We start from the raw sequence: 24,933 nt of genomic DNA, 5'->3' as shown, positions 1-24,933 counted from the left end.
AATATATGTCTGATTTTAAGTTATAAGCAACTATATTGTAATCAAACTCTTATAGATGTACAATAGTTTTATGCATTTTAATTTATAATGGATTAAACGATAATTATAAAATAAAATTATTTACATGTTTTTTAAAGGAGATTATTATGGATAATAAATCTAGTTTTAATGTTAAGGATGAACGAAATTTAACGATGTTAGTTGATTTTTATGAATTGACTATGGGTAATGGTTATTTCCGTAAAGGACTTAAAGACAAAATAGCATACTTTGATATGTTCTTTAGGCGAATCCCCGATGATGGCGGATACTGTATAATGGCTGGAGTTGAACAATTAATTGATTATTTAAGCACTTTAAAATTTACTGATGACGACATTACTTATCTAAGAGATAAACACGCCTTCTCCGAAGAATTTCTTGACTATCTAAGGGACTTCGATTTTAGTTGCGATGTTTGGGCTGTTCCAGAAGGGAACCCAGTATTTCCAAACGAACCTCTTGTAACTGTTCGTGGCCCTGTAATTCAGGCTCAATTCCTTGAAACAATGATTCTTTTAACAATAAATCATCAGACACTAATTGCTACAAAAGCTAATAGAATTTGTAGAGCAGCAGATGGGCGTCCTGTAATGGAATTTGGTTCAAGAAGAGCTCAAGGTTATGACGGCGCAATTTATGGTGCTAGAGCAGCTATTATAGGTGGATGTAGTTCAACAGCCTGCACTATGTCAGACAGAATGTTTAATATACCTGCTGTTGGAACTATGGCTCATAGTTGGGTTCAATTATACGATACAGAATATGATGCTTTTAAAGCCTGGGCTGAAATTTATCCAGATGATTGTGTATTACTTATTGATACCTACAATGTCATAAAGTCAGGAATTCCAAATGCAATAAAAGTATTTAATGAAGTTTTAAAACCTCTTGGCAAGAGACCTCGTGGCATAAGAATAGATTCTGGCGATATTACTTATCTAACAAGAAAATGCAGAAAGATGTTAGATGAAGCTGGATATGAAGATTGTGGAATTGTAGTTTCTAACTCTCTTGATGAGCATATTATAAAAGATGTATTAGATCAAGGTGCATGTATAAACTCTTTTGGAGTTGGTGAGCGACTTATAACTGCTAAGTCAGAACCAGTTTTTGGCGGCGTTTATAAATTAGTTGCATTGGAAGGTGATAATGACATTATCCCTAAAATTAAAATAAGCGAAAATGAAGAAAAAATAACAAATCCAGGTTTTAAGAAGATAATAAGAATATTTGATAAAAACTCTCACAAGGCCATTGCGGATTTAATTACTTTAAGAGATGAAAACATTAACGAGAATGAACCATTAATAATATTCGACCCTATTCATACATGGAAGAGAAAAAAAATCAAGAACTATTACACTAAAGAACTTCAATCACCAATATTCAAAAGTGGAAAGTGCGTGTATAAATCTCCTACAGTTTTAGAAATAAAAGATTTTTCAAAACTTGAAACTGATAAGCTGTGGCCTGAAGTACTTAGATTTGAAAATCCTCATACTTATTATGTTGATTTATCACAAAATTTATGGTCTTTAAAACATTCTCTTCTTCATAAATATACAAACTCTTATGAAGCACAAGAGTAAAACTCTACAAAACTAAGTTAATTCGCGAACTTATCTATAAATATTATAATATTTTTATAGATCAAATAAACATATACTTCTTTTATCAATAAAAATATAGATTAGAATATTTTCATATATTCTAATCTATATTTCTTTAGCATTAATAGTTAATATTTGTTCTTTTTTCGTCATCATATATAGGCAAATTTAGAAAACCGTAGTCTTCTTTCATAATTTCCTTAAAATCGATACTGCTTGACTCACTACATTCATTAAAAATGCAAAGCTTATCATCTTGCCCTTTTAATGATTCACTTTTTATAGGGCATTCACTATAACACTCCACTTTCTCTTTTGTTGTTGACCAAAATGGACACCTACTCATAAAACCCGCCATCCTTTTCTCATCCTAATAATTTATAAATCTCATAAATTTATGAATTCATTATATTACAAACGCCCTTAAAAGTAAAGATTTTACAATGGAATTCTATGTAAAATTAAGGAGCATTTTTTATAATGCTCCTTAATTTTTATAATTATATTTGACAAATATTCTTAACAACTGATATATTTATAAGTTCATTTTGGAATGCTCTAAGTAATGCCTTTTCCAAAACTTTTTCTTTATCAAAGTTCTCTATGTCTCTACATTCAGAAAAAACTTTATTTTTCTCGCCTTTAACATTTTTATAAGTTAATGTCACATATGGCTTGTCATATTCTACTTCTAATATTTTTATTCCCCAAGATATTTGTGCGAAGTCTCCATCAACAGTTAATTTTGTTAATTCCTTTAACTTCTCATTATCCTTGCTTGGATCATTTACAATTATTAATTCGTCCCCAACTTTATATTTTCCCACAAAAATACGCCTCCTCATCAATTTCTATTTATATTTTTATCATAGGCTAAATGATTTTGATTAAGTCTGTAATAAAAATTATCATTTTTTTGTAGAAATAGTAATTATAATTACTATAGTATGTTAATTAATTAACACACTCTGCTTAGTTATATTTTAACAGACTTTTCTTTAATGTACAACAAATTTTTGATATTTTCATTCAATTATCAGAAAATTAATTGAAATTGCGTGTTTATTTATAATTAAATGTTCAAATTAAGCAAACTCAATCTTTTTCTTTGCATTTTTATTAACAATATTTCTCTAAATAATAATAATTGTTTAAAAATAGTATTAATTAATTAGTTGACTCCTTCTTTATTTCTATGCTATAATCGATACATAAAACTAATAGAAGTGAGGTTTTTAAAATGGATCAAATAGCTTCAGTTTTCAAAGAAAAAAAGCTAAAATTAACTCCTCAACGACTTGCAGTATATAACTATTTAATTAATACTACTTCTCATCCTTCAGCAGACGTTATTTATTCTGATATTCATATCCAATATCCAACTATGAGTTTAGCTACTGTATATAAAGCATTAAAAACATTAGTTGATGTAGGATTAATTCAAGAAATAAATGTTGGTGAAGGAAACTTTAGATATGATGGTAATTCATTACCTCATCCTCACTTACAATGCTTAAGTTGCGGAAGAGTAGATGATTTTAAAGATCTATCTCTAGATAATCTTAATGCTTTGGCAAAAGAGCATACTGATTATCAGATTGTTTCAAATAAGGTTTATTTTTATGGTTATTGTAGCAACTGCAAATAATTGTTATTTTTTTCATCCTGATCATAACTTAGGCAAAAAATATTTTGCGTGAAGTTATGGTCTTTTTTTATTTTGTCGCTTTTATATTATTAATATGCATCACTATATCAACATATAATTTATTGAGGTGATACATAATGAAAATCATAATATTAAAGAAAAGGATTTTAGTAAACTCAGTACTATATATATCAGCATTATTTTTAATTTTAGGTATGGTTTACTTTATTTCTAATAAGTTTAAATCTTTACAAACTATATCTCCAATAAACATTACCCAAAATACACAATATGACTTAACAGGTGATGGCAAAAAAGATACTTTTCAATTATTAAGCTCACAAAATAAGGTTGATTTTAATATAAATTGTTTTGATAATGATCATTATCTTTCCAATCAACTTAGTGACAAAACACTTTTCACGACTAATCTTCATTTTGAGCCTAAAGTTTATTTTCATAATCTTTCTAGAGATAATATTCCTGAAATTATACTTCTTGGCTCTAAAAATGATAAGTCTATGTCTTATGTATTTAAGTGGAATAAAAAAAACTTTAATTTGCTCTATTCAAGTAATAATAATATTTTTGGTATATTGGATTGTAAAAATTCTAAGACTCCTCAATGTTATTCAATATCATCATCAGAAGGGCTTTCTTCATTAAATAGCTTTATGCTCATTAATAATGATATTTTAGATACTAGTAAGGATAATACAAATCTTCCTTCATTAGATTCTGCAACGAGTTTTATTAATTTAGTTGAGCTTCCTTACGTAGTTGATGATCTTCCAGATATCTTCTCTTCTACAATTGACAAAGAGAATTTATCTTTACTTTGGAGTTTAGATAAAGATAATTATTCGTATACTTTTCAAAATGCCTTTTTTTATGATTATAAGTGGACTGAGTCATTAGAGCCCTCAGCTATAAGGTGGAGACTATCTTTTGAAAAAAGCAATCTTAAAGGTACAAATAATAAAAGTGAGTTGATATTATTAATAGATTTTGAAAAGCAAGGTTCTTCTTATAAAATAAATAGTATACAAAAAGCTAAATAAATATAAAAGGCCGCATTAGCGGCCTAAAGGGGGATGAGGGGTTACTTAATGAAGTAAAAAATTTATCCGATAGTTGAACTGCCATTAACACATCAAACTCTTTAAATGTTAACCAAACGGCATTAAACTTCTGGATAAGCTTAACTAGATTTTAGATGTAAATACCTCTCTAAATCAAGTCTTACTTAATAATCCATTAAGTTTGTAAGAGAATACTTTCTCTATTACATTAATATTATTGACATGATTTCTTTTTGTATACACAATTCAAAAAATAATTTTTATTTTTTTATGCTTCTTTAAGTTCTCCATTCTTATAAGCTTCAATGATTCTATCAATAAACTTTATTCTATCCGGATGAGCATAACTTCTAATTGCCATTAAAAATTCTAAGTTCGCATCCTTATCCTTAATATTTCTATTTGTTGTAACATTGTTCTTTTTAACGCCTTTATCTTCATTTAGATTTTCAGAATTTTTAGGATTCGTATTGCTAGAATATTCTTTATGATTTGAATACATATTCTTATTATTTACATTGCTTTGACTTCCACTCATATTCCCTTGAAATAAGTTATTATCTAAATTTAACCCCATCATTTGAGCTATTGAATTTAAATTTCCCAAATTAAATCCATTTGTATTCATTGAAGCTAACATATTCCCCATATTATTCATATCAAAATTTCCACCTAGTAATCCCATTAACTGCATAGGATCAATTCCGAAAGGTGCATTTCTAGCATTATCATTAATATTAGAACTAGTATCATTTGATGTTTGATCTTGTTCTCTATGTTTATGCTTAGCCATTTTAAAATCCTCTCACTTAAAATTGTCTCTTTTTAATATATGTATATCATTCTAAAAATGTTTATGTTTTTATGCATTTTTTTAGAGGGCCATTAAAGCCCTCTATCCACTATCCTAGCAGCAGCAATTACTTTCTCCTCGTCCGCCTCCTAAAAGATTAGAGAAGCATCCACCACATAATATAAATAGTAAAATAATTAAATATGATTTGTTACAGTTTAATAAACCTGATCCGCATGCTATTAATAGAAATATGATTGGTGTACAACCACTTCCTAATAAACCATCTGAAGCATTTGATCTTGGCTCATAGCAGCAACATTCATTGTGTCTTTTTTCACAGCAACATTTATTCTTCCTTTTAGACATATTTATCTCTCCTTCCTAAAAATTAAGAATCTTAACAATTAGCAGCACAACCAAAATTATTACCGAAAGGACTTACTCCTCCGCCAAATCCACAATTGTTAAATCCTCCGCCTATTCCATTGTTATTATTGCAAAGGAATAATAGTACTAATATAAACAAATATGGTGCACAACTACCTAAGAATCCACTATTAGCTCCGCCTTTGTTGCAACAGCAATCTTTCTTTTCACAGCAGCAATCGCACTTTTTCTCACAGCAGCAATCACTTCCTACATTACCTCTTCCTAAATTATTTCTTCCACAGCCACAATAGAATAATATTAATAAAATCCAAATCCAGCTGTTAAATCCGCAACCACCATTATTGAATCCTTGTCCACAGCCTCCTATACCCCCTGGAAAACCTCCGATTCCTGGTCCACCAAAGTTTGGCCCGCAACCACAATTGTTAGAACTTGAATCTGAACAATCATCATCACATGAATTTAAACCATTTAGGATATCATTCATCTCCATTTTTATTCCTCCTTGGAAATATTTTTTTCTTTTTTATACTATATATTATTCCTACCTAAAATTTTTGACACTATTTTTTATAACTTATAATTATTTAAATTTTTTATCAGCTATTTTAATAAATAATGTCATTACTTAAATAGAAATAACCTCTTACAAATATTATATCTGTAAGAGGTTATTTGTTTACTATTATATAAAAATTTATATAAATATTTTACTAATCTAAATCTGTCGCAAATTCTAAGAAAAGATTATCTATTAGTTCATCTTTCCCATCTTTATTTAATGATGAGAAAAAATATAATTTGTCATCTGAATTTAATTTGAGTGTTTCTTTTATAACTTTCTCATTTTTCTTTAATTCATTCCGTGTAAGTTTATCGCTCTTTGTAGCAACTACTATAACGTCATAACCAAAATGTTTTATCCATTCATGCATAATTATATCATCACCTGTTGGCTTATGCCTAGAATCTACAAGCAAGACAACTCTTTTTAGCTGTTCTCTACCAGTCAAATACATTTCAACAGTTTTCCCCCAGCTATCCTTCTCCGCCTTCGAAACTTTTGCATATCCATATCCAGGCAAATCAACTAAATAAAAATCATCATTTATAAGAAAAAAGTTAACTAATCTAGTTTTTCCTGGAGTCTGACTAACCTTTGCAAGTTTTTTTCTATTGGTTAATGAATTTATCAGCGAACTCTTTCCTACATTAGATCTTCCAACAAATGCAACTTCCACTCTATTATCTATGGGATATTGATTCTTCTTTACTGCTGACGTAATAAAATCTGATTTCTTAATTCTCATTAGTATCCTCTCCAATTAGTGCATTTTTCAATACCTCATTAACTTCTTTAGCAGAAATAATATTCAAGCTATTTCTAATCGAATTTGGTATCTTATCTATATCTTTCTCATTTTCTTTAGGAATTATTATAGTATCTACTCCTGCTCTAAATGCTGCTAAAGATTTTTCCTTTAGCCCACCAATCGGAAGCACTCTTCCTGTTAATGTAACTTCACCTGTCATTGCTACATTATGCTTAACCTTCTTGCCGGATAGTGCTGATACAAGTGCAGTTACCATAGTCACGCCTGCCGACGGACCATCCTTAGGCACTGCACCTTCTGGTGCATGAATGTGAATATCCTTTTCTTTATAAAAAGTTTCATTTATCCCAAACTTAATTGCATTAGCTCTAACATAACTGTAGGCTGTCCTTGCCGACTCTTGCATAACATCTCCAAGCTTACCTGTAAGTTCAAGTTTTCCTGATCCAGTCATAACCATAGCTTCTATTGGAAGCGTATCGCCTCCATATGCAGTCCATGCCATTCCTGTAACTACTCCAACCTTGTCCACCTTATCAATTTGATCAAAATCAAACGTCTTCTTACCTAATAATTTTTCAACACTTTCATTATTAATTAGGAATTCCTTTTGTTCTCTTTTTAACATTTCTGCTAATACTTTTCTTATTAAAGAACTTAATTTTCTTTCTAATCCACGAACTCCTGATTCTCTTGTATATCCCTCGATAACCATTCTAATAGAATCGTCTTCTATATCAATTTTATCTTGCGGAATATCAAGTTCTTTAAATATCTTAGGGATAAGGTGATTTTTAGCTATATTGAATTTTTCTTCATACGTATATCCCGATACTTCAATAACTTCCATTCTATCTAAAAGCGGCCTTGGTATTGTTTCTAAAGAATTTGCTGTTGCTATAAACATAACCTTAGACAAATCCATTGGTACTTCTAAATAACTATCTCTAAAATCTTTGTTTTGCTCACTATCTAATATTTCTAATAATGCATCAGATGGATCACCTTTATAGCTCGAACTAATTTTATCTATCTCATCAAAAAGCATTAATGGATTCATAGATTTTGCCTCTTTCATTGCATAGACTATTCTACCTGGAATTGCACCAACATATGTCTTTCTATGACCTCTTATTTCAGCTTCATCCTTCATTCCACCTACGGATATTCTTGTATATTTTCTATTAATGGCATTAGCTATAGATTTTGCTATAGATGTCTTTCCCACACCCGGAGGGCCAACTAAACAAAGAATAGGTCCTTTTTGGGACTTACTGAATTGTTTTACTGCTAAATACTCTATAATTCTATCTTTAACGTCTTCCAATCCATAGTGCTCATTATCTAAAACTTCTCTTGCTTTAGTAACATCAATATTTTCCTTTGTATTCTTACCCCAAGGGATATCCAATACCCAGTCTAAATATGCCTTTACAACATTGCCTTCTGATGACGTAGGACTCATACTTTTAAGTCTTGATAACTCGTAATTAACCTTTTCTTTAACTTCATTAGGAAGTTTAGCTTTCTTGATTTTTTCTTCATACTTAGCTATTTCTTTCTTGTCCTCATCATCTTCACCCAATTCTTCTTGAATTGCGCGCAATTGCTCTCTTAGATAAAATTCCTTCTGCTCTTTTGCAACTGTATTCTTTACTTTATTAGCAATCTTTTTTTGGATTTTTGCTATAGAAATCTCTATTTTAATTCTTTCTAGTACTTTCTCTACTCTCTTGGTTATATCTACTATTTCCAAAATTTCTTGTTTAAGCTTTTCATCAGTTATTGCATAAGAAGCTACCATGTCTACAAACTGACTTGGTTTTTCAAGTGAATCTATTGATTTAACTGCTTCTCCAAAATTATCTTCACTTAACTTAAGTAGTTTCATAAATTCTTTATCCAAGAATTTAATATAGGCGTCTAATTCCTCATTCTTAACCACTTTATCATCTAATTTTTTTACTGAAACTTTTATATAACTTTCTTCTTCCTCTATATATCTAACTATTTTACCTCTTTCTTGGCCTTCCACAAGAACTCTAATAGTATTATCAGACATCTTTAAGATTTGCTTTATTTTACATATGGTTCCAATCGAATATATTTCATCTTGATTAGGTTCTTCTATCATTGAATCTTTTTGCCCTACAAGAAAAACTTCTTGTTCATCTAACATAGCTTGTTCAATAGCTGCTATGGATTTTTCTCTTCCCACATCAAAATGTACAACCACACTAGGAAAAACAGTCAATCCTCTTAAAGGAATTAGCGGAATCGTATATAGCTTTTTCATAGTACTATTTCCCCCCATATCTTAATTACATTATTTATTTTGACTTATCTAGTATACACATAATAAATATTTTTTTCAATGATTCTAAAAATAAAAAACTCATTATATATTGTAGAGTTTACAAAACAAGTATACCTAGTCACTTGCTTTGTAAACTTATAATAATTTTGTTTAATCAAACAGCATATACACTACTATAAATACTCTTTAGTTTATCTATTATAACATAATATATTAATTTTAAAAGAAAAAGTGTAAAAATATTAAGATTTATTCATATTTTACTGTACTAATTAAAAATATAACTTTACAAGTTATTCAAAATGTTATTGCCTTCAGCTGATAATATTTCTCGCTCGCTTTCATTAATTATATCTTCTTCTATAGCCAACTTAATTACCTCTTTAAAATTTGTTACAGGAATTATTTCTATTTCACATATTTCATGTAGTGATTCATCATAGTTTTCTTGTGGAATTATAACTTTTTTTGCACCAGCTTTAAAGGCTGCAGATATTTTGGCCTTCACTCCTCCTATCGCTTTTACAGATCCTAATATGCTTATTTCTCCAGTCATAGCAACAAACCTGTTTATTTTCTGCTTAGTTATAGCGCTATAGATCGCTGTCGCAATACTTATACCAGCTGATGGGCCATCAACTGGAATTCCTCCTGATATATTTACATGTATATCATATCTATCAGTTAATAAATCGAATAAATTATCCAATACTGTAAGCACATTTTGAACAGATGCAAAAGCAGTGCTTTTCATTTTTATTTTTTTATTGTTATTAGTTATCTCTTCCTCTTCAACTATTCCAGTTATTTTAAGTTCCCCTCTTCTACCTGTAACTTTCTTACAACTAACTTCAAGCGGCATTAACATTCCAATGTTTGCTCCATATACTGCTAATCCATTAACAACCCCAACTCTAGATTGAGATGGTATCTTATTTGAAATTATTTTGTTATACTGTCCATTCTCTAATACCCATTTAATATCATCTAATGTAATCTCACTTCTATCTTCATTAATAGCAATTCCAGATGCCAACTGAATCAAATTTATTACTTCTCTACCATTTGTGCAATATTTACTTACTTCTTCAACACCATCTTTTGAAATTTGCAATCCAACTTTATTAACACAATTTTCAGCTATTTTCTCTATTTCTTCAGGCAATAATGCCCTAAAAAAGATTTCAACGCATCTTGATCTTATAGCTGGTATGATTTCATGTGGCGCTCTTGTTGTTGCTCCTATTAATCTAAAATCAGCAGGAAGCCCATTATCAAATACTTCCTTTATGTACTTAGGCATATTAGTATCTTCTGAACTATAGTATGAGCTATCTAAAAACACTTTTCTATCTTCTAATACCTTCAATAACTTATTTAACTCAATTGGATGAAGCTCTCCAATCTCATCTAAAAATAATACACCCCCATGAGCTTTTGTAACAGCTCCTGCCTTTGGTTGTGGAATTCCAGCTATACCTAAAGAACCAGCGCCTTGATAAATCGGATCATGCACTGAACCTATTAGTGGATCTGCTATTCCTCTCTCATCAAATCTCAATGTGGTTGCATCTAACTCAACAAATTTTGACTTTTCTGTAAATGGCGATAGTTTGGATTTTCTAGCTTCCTCCAACACCAATCTAGCTGCTGCTGTCTTTCCAACCCCTGGTGGTCCGTAAATTATAACATGTTGAGGATTCGGCCCGCAAAGAGCTGCCTTTAATGCTTTAATCCCTTTTTCTTGCCCTATTACCTCATCAAAACTAGATGGTCTACTTTTTTCAGTAAGTGGCTTAGACAAACTTATTTGTCTTAATCTATTTAGATTATTTAATTCCTTAGTATTTTCCCTATCAATTATTATCTCCCTATTTTTTTGTGGTTTACTTATTGCATTACACATAACATAAACCATGAGAATTAGAACTATAATTTGCAAAATCATTAATATATTTGTCATAATCTTTAAATATACTTACCTTTACTAATATATACATTTTATTTCCTTATTATTACTAAAGTAAATATACTTTGCCTCCTTCAATTTTTATTATTAGTATTATTTGCTTATTATTACAAATATATTCTTGATTTTGAAATATAAATAAAAACAATCCAATATTTAAAATACTAAAAACTTGTAAAAACGCTAAATAAGTCAGTATATATAAAAAAATATATACTGACTTATTATTCTCGCTAATATTAAGCTGATTCAATATCTTTCTTAGTCCTAGCTTTTACTAAAGTAGGTCTAATCTTTCCCTCTTCCAATCTTTCAATTCTAGGCTGCTTTTTCTCTTTGATAGCCTCTTCAGTTATTATAACATTAGTTATTCTATTATCAGAAGGTATCTCATACATTATTTCATTCATTATATCTTCAATAATAGCTCTTAAACCTCTGGCACCAGTCTGTCTGCTAATCGCTTCTTCTGCTATTGCGATTAATGACTCTTCGTCAAACTCTAACTTAACATCATCTAGCTCGAATAATTTCTTATATTGCTTTACAAGAGCATTTTTAGGTTTAGTTAAAATTTGAATTAAAGCTTCTTTATCTAAAGACTCTAAAGTAACTAGTATTGGAAGTCTTCCAACAAATTCAGGAATTAACCCAAACTTTAATAAGTCTGCTGGCATAATTTCTTTTAGTAAGCTTCCAACATCCTTTTCATGTTTAGCTTGAATTTGTGCTCCAAATCCCATAGAACTCTTTCTTGTTCTATTTTCTATTATCTTATCAACACCATCAAAAGCTCCACCACAAATAAATAATATATTAGAAGTATTTATTTGGATAAACTCTTGATGAGGATGCTTTCTTCCACCTTGTGGAGGAACAGATGCAACAGTTCCTTCTAGTATCTTTAACAATGCTTGTTGAACACCTTCACCTGATACATCACGAGTAATAGATGGATTTTCTGATTTTCTAGCAATTTTATCTATTTCGTCTATATAAATAATGCCTCTTTCAGCTTTTTCTACATCATAATCTGCATTCTGTATTAGTTTAAGAAGAATATTTTCTACATCTTCTCCAACATATCCAGCTTCTGTTAATGTTGTAGCATCAGCAATTGCAAAAGGTACATTTAAAAATCTTGCTAATGTTTGAGCAAGTAGTGTTTTACCTGAACCAGTTGGCCCTAGTAGTAAAATGTTACTTTTTGATAATTCAACATCAATATCTTCTTTATTAGTATTAATTCTTTTATAATGATTATAAACTGCTACTGCTAAAGATTTTTTTGCTCTTTCTTGCCCAATGACATAAGAATCTAAGTATTCTTTAATCTCATTTGGCTTTGGTACACTTTTAGGGTCAAAATCAACAGTTTCTTGGAATTCATCTGCTATAATTTCAGAACATAAATCAATACATTCATCACAAATATATACTCCCGGACCTGCAATTAATCTTTTTACTTGTTCTTGAGTTTTGCCGCAGAAAGAACACTTTAACTGCTTCTTTTCATCATATTTAGCCATACATTCACCTCACTTAAAAACGTATAAATTGAAAATTCAATCTTATTTATCTTTTCCTATTTTATGCGTAGTTATTACTTCATCAACTAACCCATAAGCTTTAGCTTCTTCTGCAGACATGAAGTTATCTCTTTCTACATCTGCTTTAATTGTTTCTAAAGGCTTACCAGTATTTTCACTTAAAATTCTATTTAAAGTTTCTTTCATCTTTAATATTCTTTTAGCATGTATTTCAAAATCTGTTGCTTGACCTTGAAAACCGCCTAGTGGTTGATGTATCATAACTTCAGCGTTTGGAAGTGCAAATCTCTTTCCTTTTGTTCCAGAAGAAAGTAAAAATGCTCCCATTGAAGCTGCCATCCCTATACATATTGTTGATACGTCACACTTAATATATTGCATAGTATCATATATAGCATTTCCAGCTGTTATTGATCCTCCTGGACTATTTATATATATATATATATCTTTATCTGGATCTTCACTTTCTAAAAATAATAATTGTGCTACTATTAAATTAGCGCTATCATCATTCACTTCTCCACTTAACATGATTATTCTTTCTTTTAATAATCTTGAAAATATATCATAGGAACGTTCTCCTCTACTTGTTTGTTCTACAACCATAGGTACTAAAGCCATATAAATCCTCCTTTTACTATTATACTTTTTCTAATTCTAATTATATATTTTTTTTATTACTTTGTTAATTATTATTTGAATAAATTGCCAGAAAAAAATTTTTTTTCTGGCAATTTATAATTAGCATCCTTATTTTATATTATATATTAAAATAAATTATTTGCAATTTTCTTTTAAGAATTTTAAAGTATTTTCTAATATTATGTCTTTTTCAATCATGTTTCTTTGAGACTTAACTAAGATTTTAGCCATTTTTTCTGGATCTTTTGGTCCATAAATCTTTCCTAATTCTAAAGCTCTTGCGTTTAACTCTTCTTCAGTTGCTTTAATTTCTTCTGTTTTTGCAATAGCTTCAAGAACTAAATCAGCTTTAACTTTTCTTTCTGCATTTTCTTTCATAAAGTCTCTCATTTTTTCAGTTGTATTTCCTGTGAATTCCATATATTGTTCTAAGCTTAAACCTTGATATTTTAATCTTCCTTCAAGATCTTGCATCATGGCATCAATTTCTTTATTTACCATAACTTCTGGAATATCCATTTTTGAGTTTTCAATTACTGCAGTTATAACAGCTTCTTCGAATTCTCTTTCTGCCTTTTCATCGTTATTTTTTTCTAATGTCTTTTCAAGATTTTCTTTTAATTCTGCAAATGTGTCAACTGCTGATACATCTTTAGCAAATTCATCATCTAATTCTGGCAATTCTTTAACTTTAATTGACTTAATTTCAACTTCAAACATTGCTGGTTTTCCGTTTAATTCTTCTTTTCCATAAGCTTCTGGGAAAGTAACATTTACTTCTTTTTTATCCCCAACTGCTAAACCGATTAATTGTTCTTCAAAATTATCAATGAAAGTACCAGAACCTATTTCTAAAGAATAATCAGAGCCTTCTCCACCTTCAAAAGCAACTCCATCTATGTATCCTTTGAAATCAATAACAGCTATATCCCCTTTAGCTATATTTCCCTCTGTTTTAACTTCTATTCTAGCATTTTTTTCTTGCATTTCTTTAATTTGCTTATCTATTTCAGTATCTTCTACTTTATATATAGGCTTCTTTATATCTAATCCTTTATACTCTCCAAGTTCTACTTCTGGATAAGTAGTAACTGTAGCAGTATAAACTAATTCTTTACCTTCTCCTAATTCCACTATATCAACTTGTGGGTAATCTACAGGTTTAATATTTTCTGCATTTAATGCTTCTGGATATGATTCATCTATAGCAAAATTAACTGCGTCATCATAGAATACTTCAACTCCATAGAACTTTTTAACCATTGCCATAGGAACCTTTCCTTTTCTAAATCCAGGTATATTATATCTGCCCTTATTCTTATTATAAGCTTTAGTTAACGCTGCATCGAATTTTTCAGCTTCAACCCTTATTTCTAATTTTATCACATTTGTTTCTATTTTTTCCACTTTAGCTTTCATTTTATTCTTTCCTCCTAAATAGTGTGCATCTAATTTAACTAAGTCATTATACCATAAACACTTAAATCTTATCAAATAATTTATTAATATTATCTCTATTGAATATAATTACCATTTACATCGATAAAATATACTCTACCATCAACAGTAATTTTAACGCCTTTTTCTTCCTTTTCACCAATTTCTATATTAGCTCCAGCTAAATCCCACATAACCTTATCTTCATTAGTTGAAATATCAGTCATCCATAGATACTTTTTAAGATTTCCACCTCCAAAATATGGCCTATTAGTTACAAATATTATTTTATCTTCACTAATAAATTTTGGATTCTGATTCCATAAGTATTTTGGATTTGATTGAATTGTAGATTCTTTAGTAAAAACACTTCCACTTGTAGATACATATTGATCTTTTGATATCACCTTGTTTGTTCCATCTAAATTATATAGAGTAATTACTGAATTTGTATCTTCCACAATTATTTCCTTACCAGATGGACTTATACTGTAACTAACACCATTATCGCTAGTATCTAAAGTTTTGAAAACTTTTCCGGTATTAGCATCATCTACATAAATTGCTTTTGCAACATTTCCACTCGCTAGAGTTATATTTATATATTCTTCCACCGGTTTTTGAGGTTCTTCTTGAACTACTTCCTCATCTTTTTTCTCATCAGATGTTTCTTGTTTTTCTGCTTTAGTTTGTTCTGAAGAATTATTAGTATCACTATCAATCCATGCCTGTATATTTTGTTTAATATTTTCATAATCTATTGGATTATACGCTATTTTAATTGATAGCGCAGATGTTATTAATATTATTGCCAAAAATATTATTATCGCATTTCTTCTTCTTCGCTTCATCCTTTTTTCATATTCTCTACTAAAAATACTTGGCTTTCCCAAAGATGGCCCCCTCCAAATCTTTCTAATGTATTATAATATAAACAAATTCATTATATATTATTCTTTTGTTTAAATCTACAACATATTTTATATTTTTATAATCATATAATCCTAGATCAAAAAATAATATTATTTTTTACAACTGTTCTTACTATTGCAGCTTGAGCAATTACCTTTTTTATTTTCTCCCTTTAAGCAGCAACCTCCACATTCCAATAACCCTTCTTTTTTAAGTTCTTCTAGTGTTAATTTACAAACATTTTCTGAATACTCTTCATAATCTATGGTATTTTTCAACAATTCTTCTTTATATATTTTAATCATTTCATTCTCCTACACATATTATTTTATTTTGTAATTATATATTGCAATATTAAATTTATATATTAATTTAATATTTTCATTCTTAATCTACATTAAATTCAAGTTAGTTTCTACATAATATCTATATTATACACCTATAAATTTCTTATAATTTTTTCTATATAAAAAAGCCATTACTTAGCAATATAAACTTTACTTATTTCTCTTATATTTTAATTGTCATAATATAAAAAATTATTGTTTTTTTTTGTGATTATTGTATAATTAAATTATCAATATTGTAACAAATAGCCCATACACTTTATGGTTTATCGCCATAAAATTTTATAAACCCACAATAACATGTTCATTTATTTCCTTTCTCGAGTGGACATGCGAAAACCTGTACTATATATACAGGTTTTCTTTTTTATATTTAATATTATAAGTATTCTTGCCTATAATTAATAAAAAATTTACTTTGTGTTTATCTAATATTATAATACTCAACTTATAATTGACAATCAACCGTTAAAATTTTGTAATTCTAAAACTTATGTTATTCAGATTTCCGCATCTTAACATCAAAAAAAGGATTGTTCAGACAAACAATCCTACTTTTATACTTATAATACCGCTTAATTACAAATAGAACTTATTTAAACATTTGTTATCGGTTTTCTTTCACCTTTAAAATTATTAATTTTATTTCTCCTCTTTTCCAATTCTGCTCCTACTTCTTCAATTGAAATATTCATTTGAGCCATTAGAACAAGTAAGTGATAAGTAAGATCACAAATCTCATTTATCTGTTCTTCTTTATTATTTTCTTTACAACTAATTATAACTTCCGTGCATTCTTCTCCAACTTTTTTTAGTATCTTGTTTGTTCCCTTTTCAAAAAGATACTTCGTATAGGATCCCTCTTCACCTTCTGTTTTTCTTTTTAATATAGTCTCATATAAAGCCTTTATATTTTCATCCATTTTTAATCCTCCAATGCTTCTCATATATAAATTACAAATCCCTATAAAAACAAGTTCTATTTCCTGTATGGCATGCCGCTCCAACTTGCTCAGCTAATATCAAAATGGTATCATTATCACAATCTATTTTTATTTCTTTCACATACTGAAAATGTCCCGAAGTTGCTCCTTTATTCCAAAGTTCATCCCTACTTCTACTGTAAAACCAAGTTGTATTATCCTCTAATGTCTTATTTAAACTTTCTTTTGACATATAGGCTAACATTAAAACCTCTTTAGTTTTATAATCTTGAACTATAGTTGGAATTAATCCATTCATCTTTTCAAAATCAACTTGTTCCACTCTCTTGCAAATCTCCATACAATTTTTCTCCCTTCAGATATATACTAGCTATTTGCTTTTTATATAATCTTAAACTTATATACGTACTGAAACATTTTTATCATGTAAATATCTTTTAACCTCATCAACAGTTAACTCCCCATAGTGAAAAAGAGAAGCGGCAAGTGCTGCATCCGCTATATTACTTTTAAATACATCATAAAAATCTTCTAAACAACCACATCCACCTGAAGCTATTACCGGAACATTAGTTATATCACTTACAGCTTTTGTTAATTCCAAATCAAAGCCTTTTTTAGTTCCATCTGCATCCATAGATGTTAAAAGAATTTCTCCTGCTCCAAGCGCTGTTGCTTCTTCAATCCACTTTAGCAGATCCAATCCTGTATCAATTCTTCCTCCGTTTATTACAACATTCCATCCTGTATTATCAGATCTTTTCTTTGCATCAGCTGCCAATACTATACACTGACTTCCAAAATAGAAAGCTCCTTCTTTTATAAGCATTTTATTTCTAACAGCTGCTGAGTTTAAACTCACCTTATCTGCTCCTGCTCTAAGTATTGACTTTATATCATCTAAAGTCTGAAGTCCTCCACCCACTGTAAATGGGATGAAAATTTTTTCAGCTACACTTTGAACAACTTTTTCCATTATCCCACGTTTTTCATGAGTTGCTGTTATATCTAAAAATACTAATTCATCCGCTCCTTGCTTATTATAATATTCTGCAAGTGCAACAGGATCACCTACATCGACCAATCCCTCAAAATTAATTCCTTTAACAACCCTTCCTTCTTTTACATCAAGGCATGGAATAATTCTCTTAGTATGCATCCAGTTATCTCCCCTCTTTAGAAATTTCTATTGCTTTTTCTAAAGACAATGTTTTAGCATATATAGCTTTACCTGTTATTGCCCCATATAAGTCTATGTTTTTTAATTCTTTAATATTTTCAATATCCTTAATTCCACCAGAAGCTGTAATATCAATACTTACTGTTCTCTTAAGTTTTTTAAGCATTTCTACATTAGGTCCTTCTAATGTTCCATCTTTACTAATATCGGTTACTATTATATTCTTAACACCAATATTCTCCATCTTTTTAGCAAATTCTATATAGTCAAGGTCACTGGCCGCAAGCCATCCCCTTCCATATACTTTGCCATCTTTACAGTCTATTCCAACTGCTATTTTGCTATCATATATTGCTATTGCCTTTTTTAGTAACTCTTCATCTTCCATTGCTATAGTTCCAAGAATTACTCTTGCTACTCCATTATCTAAAAGATATTTAATAGTTTCAAAAGATCTTATTCCTCCACCTAGTTCCACAGGAATATTAAGCTCATTAGCAATTTTAATTACTAACTCATGATTTTGATTACTTCCACTTTTAGCCCCATCTAAATCTACTAAATGTATATATTCTGCTCCCATATCTTGAAAAGATTTTGCTGTTTCAAATACATCATCTGCAACAATTTCTTTTTTATTATAATCTCCCTGATACAATCTTACTGGCTTGCCATCAATTATATCAATTGCTGGTAAAATTATCATTTAATCAACTCCCCAAAATTTTTTAAAATGGCCAAACCTACAGATCCACTTTTTTCCGGATGAAATTGAGCTCCTATTACATTTTTGCACCTAACTACACCTGGTATCTTATTTTCCCCATATTCGCTGTATGCTACCAAATCTTCATCATTATAACCTTGTGCAAAATAAGAATGCACATAATAAACAAATCCCCCTTCATCTATACCTCTGAAAAGTTCATCGCTTCTACTAAACACCAAATCATTCCAACCAATATGTGGGATCTTTATATTATTAACTTTATCATCTTTCATTTTAATAATACTACCCTTTAATAAGCCGAGCCCTTTTCTTTCAATTCCTTCAAATCCATTTTCAAATAATAATTGCATACCGAGACATATTCCAAGAAGCGGTTTATTCCTTTTTACTTCTTCTGATATTATTTTGTCTAAAGATAACTTTTCAATAGTTTCCATAGCATCTGGGAATGCTCCAACGCCTGGTAATATTAATGCATCAGCAGCTCTGATTTCATCTTTACTACATGAGATCTTATTCTCAATCTCAAGATAATCCAGGGCATTCTTAACGCTTTTTAAGTTTCCCATTCCATAGTCTATTATAACTATCATTATATAACCCCCTCCTATAATAAAGATCAAAATGAATAACAAATGATAAGTTAGCATCTCTATTCCCCAAGCTTTACAGATATTTTACTAATAATCATCATTATTCATTTTTCTCTTTTATAATTTTTTATAAGCTTCCTTTAGTAGATGGTATATCGTTATCACTACTTCTAGATATAGCTTCTTTAATTGCTCTTCCAAAAGCTTTAAATAAAGCTTCTATTTTATGATGATCATTTTCACCATATAAAACTTTTAAATGAAGTGTTATTCCAGCATTAAATGCAAAGGCTCTGAAAAACTCAACCACCATTTCAGTTGACATTTCACCAACTTTTTCTCTCTTAAAATCACAATCAAAAACCAAAAAGGGTCTATTGCTCACATCAATTGACGCTAAAGCAAGCGTTTCATCCATTGGTACATAAAAAGTTCCATATCTGTTTATGCCATGCTTATCTCCTAGTGATTCTTTAAATGCTTCTCCTAATGTTATTCCGATATCTTCTATTGTATGATGATCACATACATAAGAATCTCCTTTAGCAAACACATCCAAGTTAACCTTACTATTAAATGAAAACAAAGTTAACATGTGGTCTAGAAATCCAATCCCTGTATTTATTTCACTATTCCCGTTTCCATCTAAGTCAATTTCTACTCTAACACTAGTTTCTTTAGTTATTCTTTCTCTTCTTGAGCTTCTATCTGACATACTAATTCTCCTTAAAACGAATAATTGTATTTTAAATATAGTTTTCCAAAAGAATTCTATAAATTAATAATATCTATATAAAACATAATCTTTCTATAGTCAAGCATATCTAAGAAAATAATATGCAAATGATATAATTATTTTTTATTGAATCAAATATTATCCCTTTAAATAAATCAATATACCAACTTATTATTTTCCTAAACATGCCAAGTATTTATACATATATAAAAATCTTTTTTATTCCTTCAACTACTTTCCTATTTTGCATTGGTGAACCAACTGTAATTCTGAAACTGTCATCATTAAAATTTCTAATTATTATCCCAATACTCTCAAGTCCCTTAATAAGAGCTTCCTTATGAGGTGTTCGTCCAAAGATGTAGTTTCCCTTTGACGGATAGAATTGTATTTTCATTGCGGCATTTTTTTCAACCTCTTTTAAATTCTCATATAATTCTTCTCTTTGTTTAACTATTTGTTTTGCATTTTTAACAACATTTTCTGGGTATCTCAAAGCCATTGAGGCCAGATTTTGCGAAAACGAACTTATTGTATATGGAATTTTATAATTTAATAATTCAGAAATATTACTCTCATGAGCTATCAAAAATCCTACTCTCAACGATGCAAGCCCCCAAGCCTTTGACAAGGTTCTTGTAACAACCAAGTTTTTATATTTATTTATATATGGAATCATTGATTTTCCGTAGAATTCATAATAAGCCTCATCTACAAGAACAACAGTATTTTTAAAAACTTCTAAAATATTAACTATATCTTCTAACTCTATTCCAATTCCAGTAGGATTATTAGGATTTGAAAAGATAATTAAATCTACGGCTTCTTGTTTTCCTATATTTATAAATTCCTGAACATTAAAATTCATAGTTTGCCCTATATCATATTTCTTTAATTCTCCACCAAATCTTGAAACAAAAAAATCATACATTGTAAAATCTGGTCCTAGAGTTAATGCCTTCTTTCCATTTTTAATAGCCTTACTTACAACAAGTTCAAGCATTTCATCAGACCCATTTCCTACAATTATATTTTTGCTCTCTATATTTGCATAATTTGCATATAATTCTTTAATGGTAGTCATCTCATTTGTAGGATACCTATGGAAAAGTACATTAGTTAAGCAAGATTTCATTTTCATTAGTATCTTTGGGTCCATCTCTAGATAAATTTCATTGCTATCTAGATTTATTGTATACTCATCATACGAATTTATATACTCATTATACGTTCCCATTCTCTAATCTCACTTTCACAGAATTAGCATGAGCTGTAAGTCCTTCCTTGCTTGCTAATGTTATAATTTTTTCTCCATTTTCCATAAGTGCTTCTTCTGAATAATAAATGAAAGAAGATTTTTTTATAAAACTATCAACTGATAACGGTGAAAAGAACCTTGCTGTACCACTTGTAGGTAATACATGATTTGTTCCCCCAAAATAATCTCCTATAGGCTCTGGACAGTATCTTCCTAAAAATACAGACCCTGCATTTCTAACCATACCTAAATATTTCATTGGATCATCTACCATTAGCTCTAAATGCTCTGGAGCTATAGAATTAGAAATGTCAATACATTCTTCTATTGTTCTACAAATTATTGTACTTCCAAAATTTTCAAGGGAAGTTCTTATTATTTCTTCTCTTTCAAGAGTCTTTACTTGTCGTTCCAACTCCATCTCAACTCTCTTGTGTAATTCTTTTGATGTTGTGATTAATATTGATGATGCTAATTTATCATGCTCTGCCTGTGACATTAAATCTGCTGCTACAAAACACGGATTAGATTTCTCATCAGCAATAACTAATATTTCACTTGGCCCTGCAATCATATCTATATCAACTTCTCCAAATACTAATTTCTTTGCAGTAGCAACAAATATATTTCCTGGTCCAACAATTTTATCAACCTTTTTAATGCTCTCTGTTCCATAAGCCAAAGCTGCAACAGCTTGTGCTCCTCCAACTTTATATATTTTATTAATTCCTGCTATTCTTGCAGCCACTCCAATATATGGATTAATTCCTCCATTTTTATCTGGTGGAGTTACCATAACAATTTCATCTACTCCTGCTACTTTTGCAGGTATTACATTCATAAGCACTGATGATGGATAAGCAGCAGTTCCACCTGGAACATAAACTCCAACTCTTTCTAAAGGCAATACTCTCTGCCCTAGGTATACTCCTTTATCTTTTGTCATTAAAAATCCATTTGATTTTTGTTTTTCGTGATACTCTTTTATATTTGCTTTAGCTTCTTCTAATGCTTCAATGAACTCTTTCTCCACTTTATTAAAACATTCATCAATTTCAAAAGTTGATACTTCTAAAGTTTTAAGTTCAACCTTATCAAATGACTTCGTAAGTTCAAATAAAGCTTTATCCCCATCTTTTTTCACTCTTGATAGAATACTATTTACACTTGAGATTATCTCTTGTTCCGTTTCTGTAACTCTACCTTTAAGTTCACTAATTAAGCTTTCTTTATTACTCTCGGTAATCTCCATTAAATTTAACATATAATTAATAGCCCCCCTTTGACTTGATAAAAAAGTAATAACAACAAAAAATACTCTTTAAATTTTATTTATTATTTTTTGTTAATTACTCAAGATATCATAATCAATTTTATCAACATCTCACGAATTTTGTCAATTATTAATCACTTTCTTAATCCTATCTATAAAATCCCATATTTCATTCTGCTTCATTTTAAAACTAGCTTTATTCACTATCAATCTAGCACTTATCTCACAAATCCTATCTATAACAACTAAACCATTTTCCTTTAAAGTTGTTCCGGTTTCCATGATATCCACAATTCCATCGCATAGGCCTAATATTGGTGCAAGTTCTACTGATCCCTCTATTTTTATAACTTCTACATCCATCCCTTTCTTTTTAAAATAATCCTTTGCAACTTTTGGATATTTACTTCCTATTTTTATATGACCAACTTTTTTGAAAATATCACTTTCTGGTAATGATGCTACTATGAATCCACACTTTCCAAATCCCAAATCCAAAACTTCATAGCAATTGTTATCACTTTCCAAAATAGTATCTTTTCCAACTACTCCAAGATCAGCTACCCCATGTTCAACATAAGTTATTGAATCTGCTGCCTTTACCAAAAAATAATTTATATCCTGCGTTTTATCTTTAAACACAAGTTTTCTACCTTTGCTTTTTAATTCTGAAGGATCAAATTTCGCCTTATCTAAGATCTTTATGGTTTCTTCTTCTAATCTTCCCTTTGTTAATGCTATGCTTATGCTCATTTTTAATATTCCCCACCCTTAACTACTTTTATTTCTTTCATATCTTCATTTGGTAATAAATCAACGATATACCCTTGATTCCTAAGCTCTTCACTTTTTTTAATAGCTTCAATTCTAGTATTTTTATTATAGTATATCTTATATATATTTTCCTTTTCACTTGCTATTTTATTGAACTTTACAGTTGGAATCACAGCATCAATATCTATCGAAAATCCTACTGCTGGAACACATTTTTCTGAGAGCTCAATTAAATTATCATATCGCCCACCTCTCAGTAACGTATTGCCAACACCTTCACCATAACCTCTAAAAATAATTCCTGTGTAATAATTCAGTCTCGGAACCATTCCTAAATCAAATGTCACATTTTTACCATAGCCCAACAAATCTAGTTCCTGGTATAATGCCTCCAGATAATCAAGATTTTTTCTTAACTCTTCATTAAATGCTAACTTTTTAGCCTCTTCCAAAATCTGTTTATCCCCAAACATCCAAGGCAACTTATTAAAAAATGCCTTATACTCTTCCTTTATATCTAAATTCTCTAAATAATCCTCCAAACTTTTCATGTTTTTATCTTCTATAAACTGCGCAATAGCCTCTTTATATTCCTGCTCTATTTCTAAATTTTTAAATGCCCCATTAAAAAAACCGATATTTCCTATTTCAAGCTTAAAATCATTTAATCCTAATTTCTTCAAAGCTTCTAATGCCAATACTAATATTTCTAAATCAGATTTTTCATCTTCAAGTCCTATAAATTCAACACCGCAATCTGTATATTCATTCCTCTTTCCTCCAAGACTTGCGTGAACTCTAAAAACATTCGAGGTATACCTAAGCTTTATTGGTAATTCTACATCTTTGAGCTTAGTCTCCACAACTCTTGCTATTGGAATTGTCATATCTGGCCTCAAAATTAATATACGACCCCTATTATCGAAGAACTTGTACATATCTTCTTCTCTTAAAGTTTGTGAATTATAGTTGAAAGTTTCATAAAACTCCAGCGTCGGTGTTATAACTTCTTTATATCCCCATTTTTCAAAAAGTTTATCAATGTCTTTTTCTAAAATACGTTTTACTGCACATTCATCTAATACTAAATCCCTTGTTCCTTCTGGAAGTATGTTCTTCTTATTCATTTTCCACCCCACCTATTCTTATTGCTTAATCTCTATATTGTTTTATCGTTTTATCAGTTTAGCGTGCTAAATTATCATTTAATTTATGATAACTTATTTTTTCTACCATGTCAATCATTTCAAAAACCTTTATATAGTTATTTATAAGTTATATGTTAAATATTCTTATATCCTTAATTTTAACTATATAGAAATTAGTGTTATAATATAATAGTTTATTTGTAAAAGTATTTTTAATACTG

26 protein-coding genes are annotated in these 24,933 nt (G+C 29.6%); 3 read left to right on the top strand and 23 right to left on the bottom strand.

Translation table 11 applies throughout. From position 1 onward, the window contains the following. Positions 1-146 precede the first annotated feature (146 nt). The gene (locus AXY43_RS21895; RefSeq protein WP_023974245.1) at positions 147-1,631 is read left to right on the top strand and encodes a nicotinate phosphoribosyltransferase; all 1,485 of its coding nucleotides are present in this window, start codon (positions 147-149) and stop codon (positions 1,629-1,631) included. Positions 1,632-1,773: 142 nt separating this feature from the next. Here the strand turns inward: AXY43_RS21895 and AXY43_RS21890 are convergent, their stop codons facing one another. Both AXY43_RS21890 and AXY43_RS21885 read right to left on the bottom strand, forming a co-directional pair. Beyond that, on the bottom strand, positions 1,774-1,998 hold the full coding sequence (locus tag AXY43_RS21890; RefSeq protein ID WP_023974246.1) for a hypothetical protein: 225 nt from the start codon (positions 1,996-1,998) through the stop codon (positions 1,774-1,776). Positions 1,999-2,152: 154 nt separating this feature from the next. Then, positions 2,153-2,479: a hypothetical protein gene (locus AXY43_RS21885; RefSeq protein ID WP_011968671.1), complete on the bottom strand. Its 327-nt coding sequence runs from the start codon at positions 2,477-2,479 to the stop codon at positions 2,153-2,155. 413 nt (positions 2,480-2,892) lie between these two features. Here AXY43_RS21885 and AXY43_RS21880 point away from each other — a divergent pair, with 413 nt between their 5' ends. Continuing rightward, positions 2,893-3,300, top strand: coding sequence for a Fur family transcriptional regulator (locus AXY43_RS21880; protein WP_011968670.1), 408 nt, complete (start codon positions 2,893-2,895; stop codon positions 3,298-3,300). 137 nt (positions 3,301-3,437) lie between these two features. Continuing rightward, positions 3,438-4,361, top strand: a complete 924-nt coding sequence (locus AXY43_RS21875; protein WP_077853960.1) for a hypothetical protein — start codon at positions 3,438-3,440, stop codon at positions 4,359-4,361. Positions 4,362-4,650: 289 nt separating this feature from the next. On the opposite strand, the gene AXY43_RS21870 is transcribed toward AXY43_RS21875, so the two are convergent. The 21 genes from AXY43_RS21870 to hisZ all read right to left on the bottom strand — a co-directional run bounded on the left by AXY43_RS21870 (position 4,651) and on the right by hisZ (position 24,691). Next, a complete protein-coding gene (locus AXY43_RS21870; protein ID WP_023974249.1) occupies positions 4,651-5,175 on the bottom strand; it encodes a hypothetical protein in 525 nt (174 codons plus the stop codon). Positions 5,176-5,289: 114 nt separating this feature from the next. Further along, positions 5,290-5,544 carry a hypothetical protein gene (locus AXY43_RS21865; RefSeq protein WP_011968667.1) on the bottom strand — a complete coding sequence of 85 codons (255 nt, stop codon included), beginning with the start codon at positions 5,542-5,544 and terminating at the stop codon, positions 5,290-5,292. A gap of 31 nt (positions 5,545-5,575) precedes the next feature. Then, entirely contained in the window at positions 5,576-6,061 is a 486-nt protein-coding gene (locus tag AXY43_RS21860) for a hypothetical protein (RefSeq protein ID WP_011968666.1), read from the bottom strand. 220 nt (positions 6,062-6,281) lie between these two features. Next, entirely contained in the window at positions 6,282-6,878 is a 597-nt protein-coding gene (gene yihA, locus AXY43_RS21855) for a ribosome biogenesis GTP-binding protein YihA/YsxC (RefSeq protein ID WP_011968665.1), read from the bottom strand. Then, entirely contained in the window at positions 6,868-9,198 is a 2,331-nt protein-coding gene (gene lon, locus AXY43_RS21850; RefSeq protein ID WP_105412144.1) for an endopeptidase La, read from the bottom strand. The genes yihA and lon overlap by 11 nt, the downstream gene beginning before the upstream one ends. A 307-nt stretch (positions 9,199-9,505) precedes the next feature. Next, positions 9,506-11,182 (bottom strand): ATP-dependent protease LonB, encoded by a 1,677-nt coding sequence (lonB, locus tag AXY43_RS21845; protein ID WP_077868008.1) that lies wholly within the window; start codon positions 11,180-11,182, stop codon positions 9,506-9,508. Positions 11,183-11,427: 245 nt separating this feature from the next. Then, complete coding sequence (gene clpX, locus AXY43_RS21840; protein WP_023974252.1) at positions 11,428-12,717, bottom strand: ATP-dependent Clp protease ATP-binding subunit ClpX; 1,290 nt, start codon at positions 12,715-12,717, stop codon at positions 11,428-11,430. 42 nt (positions 12,718-12,759) lie between these two features. After that, positions 12,760-13,359: an ATP-dependent Clp endopeptidase proteolytic subunit ClpP gene (gene clpP, locus AXY43_RS21835; RefSeq protein WP_011968661.1), complete on the bottom strand. Its 600-nt coding sequence runs from the start codon at positions 13,357-13,359 to the stop codon at positions 12,760-12,762. 156 nt (positions 13,360-13,515) lie between these two features. Further along, positions 13,516-14,799 (bottom strand): trigger factor, encoded by a 1,284-nt coding sequence (tig, locus tag AXY43_RS21830; protein ID WP_039772087.1) that lies wholly within the window; start codon positions 14,797-14,799, stop codon positions 13,516-13,518. Between the two features lie 95 nt (positions 14,800-14,894). After that, positions 14,895-15,710 (bottom strand): hypothetical protein, encoded by an 816-nt coding sequence (locus AXY43_RS21825; protein WP_023974253.1) that lies wholly within the window; start codon positions 15,708-15,710, stop codon positions 14,895-14,897. Positions 15,711-15,839: 129 nt separating this feature from the next. Further along, positions 15,840-16,034, bottom strand: coding sequence for a hypothetical protein (locus AXY43_RS21820; RefSeq protein ID WP_017211518.1), 195 nt, complete (start codon positions 16,032-16,034; stop codon positions 15,840-15,842). 638 nt (positions 16,035-16,672) lie between these two features. Beyond that, positions 16,673-16,999 (bottom strand): phosphoribosyl-ATP diphosphatase, encoded by a 327-nt coding sequence (gene hisE, locus AXY43_RS21815; protein WP_011968658.1) that lies wholly within the window; start codon positions 16,997-16,999, stop codon positions 16,673-16,675. Positions 17,000-17,030: 31 nt separating this feature from the next. Further along, positions 17,031-17,360: a phosphoribosyl-AMP cyclohydrolase gene (gene hisI, locus AXY43_RS21810; protein WP_011968657.1), complete on the bottom strand. Its 330-nt coding sequence runs from the start codon at positions 17,358-17,360 to the stop codon at positions 17,031-17,033. Between the two features lie 57 nt (positions 17,361-17,417). After that, positions 17,418-18,179 (bottom strand): imidazole glycerol phosphate synthase subunit HisF, encoded by a 762-nt coding sequence (gene hisF, locus AXY43_RS21805; protein WP_011968656.1) that lies wholly within the window; start codon positions 18,177-18,179, stop codon positions 17,418-17,420. 4 nt (positions 18,180-18,183) lie between these two features. After that, positions 18,184-18,906, bottom strand: a complete 723-nt coding sequence (gene hisA / locus AXY43_RS21800; RefSeq protein WP_011968655.1) for a 1-(5-phosphoribosyl)-5-[(5-phosphoribosylamino)methylideneamino]imidazole-4-carboxamide isomerase — start codon at positions 18,904-18,906, stop codon at positions 18,184-18,186. Further along, positions 18,903-19,523: an imidazole glycerol phosphate synthase subunit HisH gene (gene hisH, locus AXY43_RS21795; RefSeq protein WP_023974255.1), complete on the bottom strand. Its 621-nt coding sequence runs from the start codon at positions 19,521-19,523 to the stop codon at positions 18,903-18,905. Before hisH ends, hisA begins: the two co-directional genes overlap by 4 nt. 127 nt (positions 19,524-19,650) lie before the next feature. After that, positions 19,651-20,238 carry an imidazoleglycerol-phosphate dehydratase HisB gene (gene hisB / locus AXY43_RS21790; RefSeq protein WP_011968653.1) on the bottom strand — a complete coding sequence of 196 codons (588 nt, stop codon included), beginning with the start codon at positions 20,236-20,238 and terminating at the stop codon, positions 19,651-19,653. Between the two features lie 217 nt (positions 20,239-20,455). After that, positions 20,456-21,496 (bottom strand): pyridoxal phosphate-dependent aminotransferase, encoded by a 1,041-nt coding sequence (locus tag AXY43_RS21785; RefSeq protein WP_105412143.1) that lies wholly within the window; start codon positions 21,494-21,496, stop codon positions 20,456-20,458. Then, positions 21,483-22,781 (bottom strand): histidinol dehydrogenase, encoded by a 1,299-nt coding sequence (gene hisD / locus AXY43_RS21780; protein WP_039772076.1) that lies wholly within the window; start codon positions 22,779-22,781, stop codon positions 21,483-21,485. Before hisD ends, AXY43_RS21785 begins: the two co-directional genes overlap by 14 nt. A 132-nt stretch (positions 22,782-22,913) precedes the next feature. Then, positions 22,914-23,543: an ATP phosphoribosyltransferase gene (gene hisG, locus AXY43_RS21775; protein WP_011968650.1), complete on the bottom strand. Its 630-nt coding sequence runs from the start codon at positions 23,541-23,543 to the stop codon at positions 22,914-22,916. Between the two features lie 2 nt (positions 23,544-23,545). Next, a complete protein-coding gene (gene hisZ, locus AXY43_RS21770; protein WP_011968649.1) occupies positions 23,546-24,691 on the bottom strand; it encodes an ATP phosphoribosyltransferase regulatory subunit in 1,146 nt (381 codons plus the stop codon). Positions 24,692-24,933 lie beyond the last annotated feature (242 nt).

The organism is Clostridium sp. MF28 (assembly GCF_002969175.1).
In the GTDB taxonomy this organism is placed as follows: domain Bacteria; phylum Bacillota; class Clostridia; order Clostridiales; family Clostridiaceae; genus Clostridium; species Clostridium beijerinckii.
Note: the sequence above shows the minus strand (reverse complement) of the source record. Positions and strands in the feature narration are given on the sequence as shown.

Coding starts and splice junctions, on each gene's coding strand:
- AXY43_RS21895 (WP_023974245.1), top strand. CDS start 147: ATGGATAATAAATCTAGTTTTAATGTTAAGGATGAACGAAATTTAACG.
- AXY43_RS21890 (WP_023974246.1), bottom strand. CDS start 1,998: ATGAGTAGGTGTCCATTTTGGTCAACAACAAAAGAGAAAGTGGAGTGT.
- AXY43_RS21880 (WP_011968670.1), top strand. CDS start 2,893: ATGGATCAAATAGCTTCAGTTTTCAAAGAAAAAAAGCTAAAATTAACT.
- AXY43_RS21875 (WP_077853960.1), top strand. CDS start 3,438: ATGAAAATCATAATATTAAAGAAAAGGATTTTAGTAAACTCAGTACTA.
- AXY43_RS21870 (WP_023974249.1), bottom strand. CDS start 5,175: ATGGCTAAGCATAAACATAGAGAACAAGATCAAACATCAAATGATACT.
- AXY43_RS21865 (WP_011968667.1), bottom strand. CDS start 5,544: ATGTCTAAAAGGAAGAATAAATGTTGCTGTGAAAAAAGACACAATGAA.
- AXY43_RS21860 (WP_011968666.1), bottom strand. CDS start 6,061: ATGGAGATGAATGATATCCTAAATGGTTTAAATTCATGTGATGATGAT.
- yihA (WP_011968665.1), bottom strand. CDS start 6,878: ATGAGAATTAAGAAATCAGATTTTATTACGTCAGCAGTAAAGAAGAAT.
- lon (WP_105412144.1), bottom strand. CDS start 9,198: ATGAAAAAGCTATATACGATTCCGCTAATTCCTTTAAGAGGATTGACT.
- lonB (WP_077868008.1), bottom strand. CDS start 11,182: ATGACAAATATATTAATGATTTTGCAAATTATAGTTCTAATTCTCATG.
- clpX (WP_023974252.1), bottom strand. CDS start 12,717: ATGGCTAAATATGATGAAAAGAAGCAGTTAAAGTGTTCTTTCTGCGGC.
- clpP (WP_011968661.1), bottom strand. CDS start 13,359: ATGGCTTTAGTACCTATGGTTGTAGAACAAACAAGTAGAGGAGAACGT.
- tig (WP_039772087.1), bottom strand. CDS start 14,799: ATGAAAGCTAAAGTGGAAAAAATAGAAACAAATGTGATAAAATTAGAA.
- AXY43_RS21820 (WP_017211518.1), bottom strand. CDS start 16,034: ATGATTAAAATATATAAAGAAGAATTGTTGAAAAATACCATAGATTAT.
- hisE (WP_011968658.1), bottom strand. CDS start 16,999: ATGGATGAAAATATAAAGGCTTTATATGAGACTATATTAAAAAGAAAA.
- hisI (WP_011968657.1), bottom strand. CDS start 17,360: ATGGAGATTTGCAAGAGAGTGGAACAAGTTGATTTTGAAAAGATGAAT.
- hisF (WP_011968656.1), bottom strand. CDS start 18,179: ATGCATACTAAGAGAATTATTCCATGCCTTGATGTAAAAGAAGGAAGG.
- hisA (WP_011968655.1), bottom strand. CDS start 18,906: ATGATAATTTTACCAGCAATTGATATAATTGATGGCAAGCCAGTAAGA.
- hisH (WP_023974255.1), bottom strand. CDS start 19,523: ATGATAGTTATAATAGACTATGGAATGGGAAACTTAAAAAGCGTTAAG.
- hisB (WP_011968653.1), bottom strand. CDS start 20,238: ATGTCAGATAGAAGCTCAAGAAGAGAAAGAATAACTAAAGAAACTAGT.
- AXY43_RS21785 (WP_105412143.1), bottom strand. CDS start 21,496: ATGGGAACGTATAATGAGTATATAAATTCGTATGATGAGTATACAATA.
- hisD (WP_039772076.1), bottom strand. CDS start 22,781: ATGTTAAATTTAATGGAGATTACCGAGAGTAATAAAGAAAGCTTAATT.
- hisG (WP_011968650.1), bottom strand. CDS start 23,543: ATGAGCATAAGCATAGCATTAACAAAGGGAAGATTAGAAGAAGAAACC.
- hisZ (WP_011968649.1), bottom strand. CDS start 24,691: ATGAATAAGAAGAACATACTTCCAGAAGGAACAAGGGATTTAGTATTA.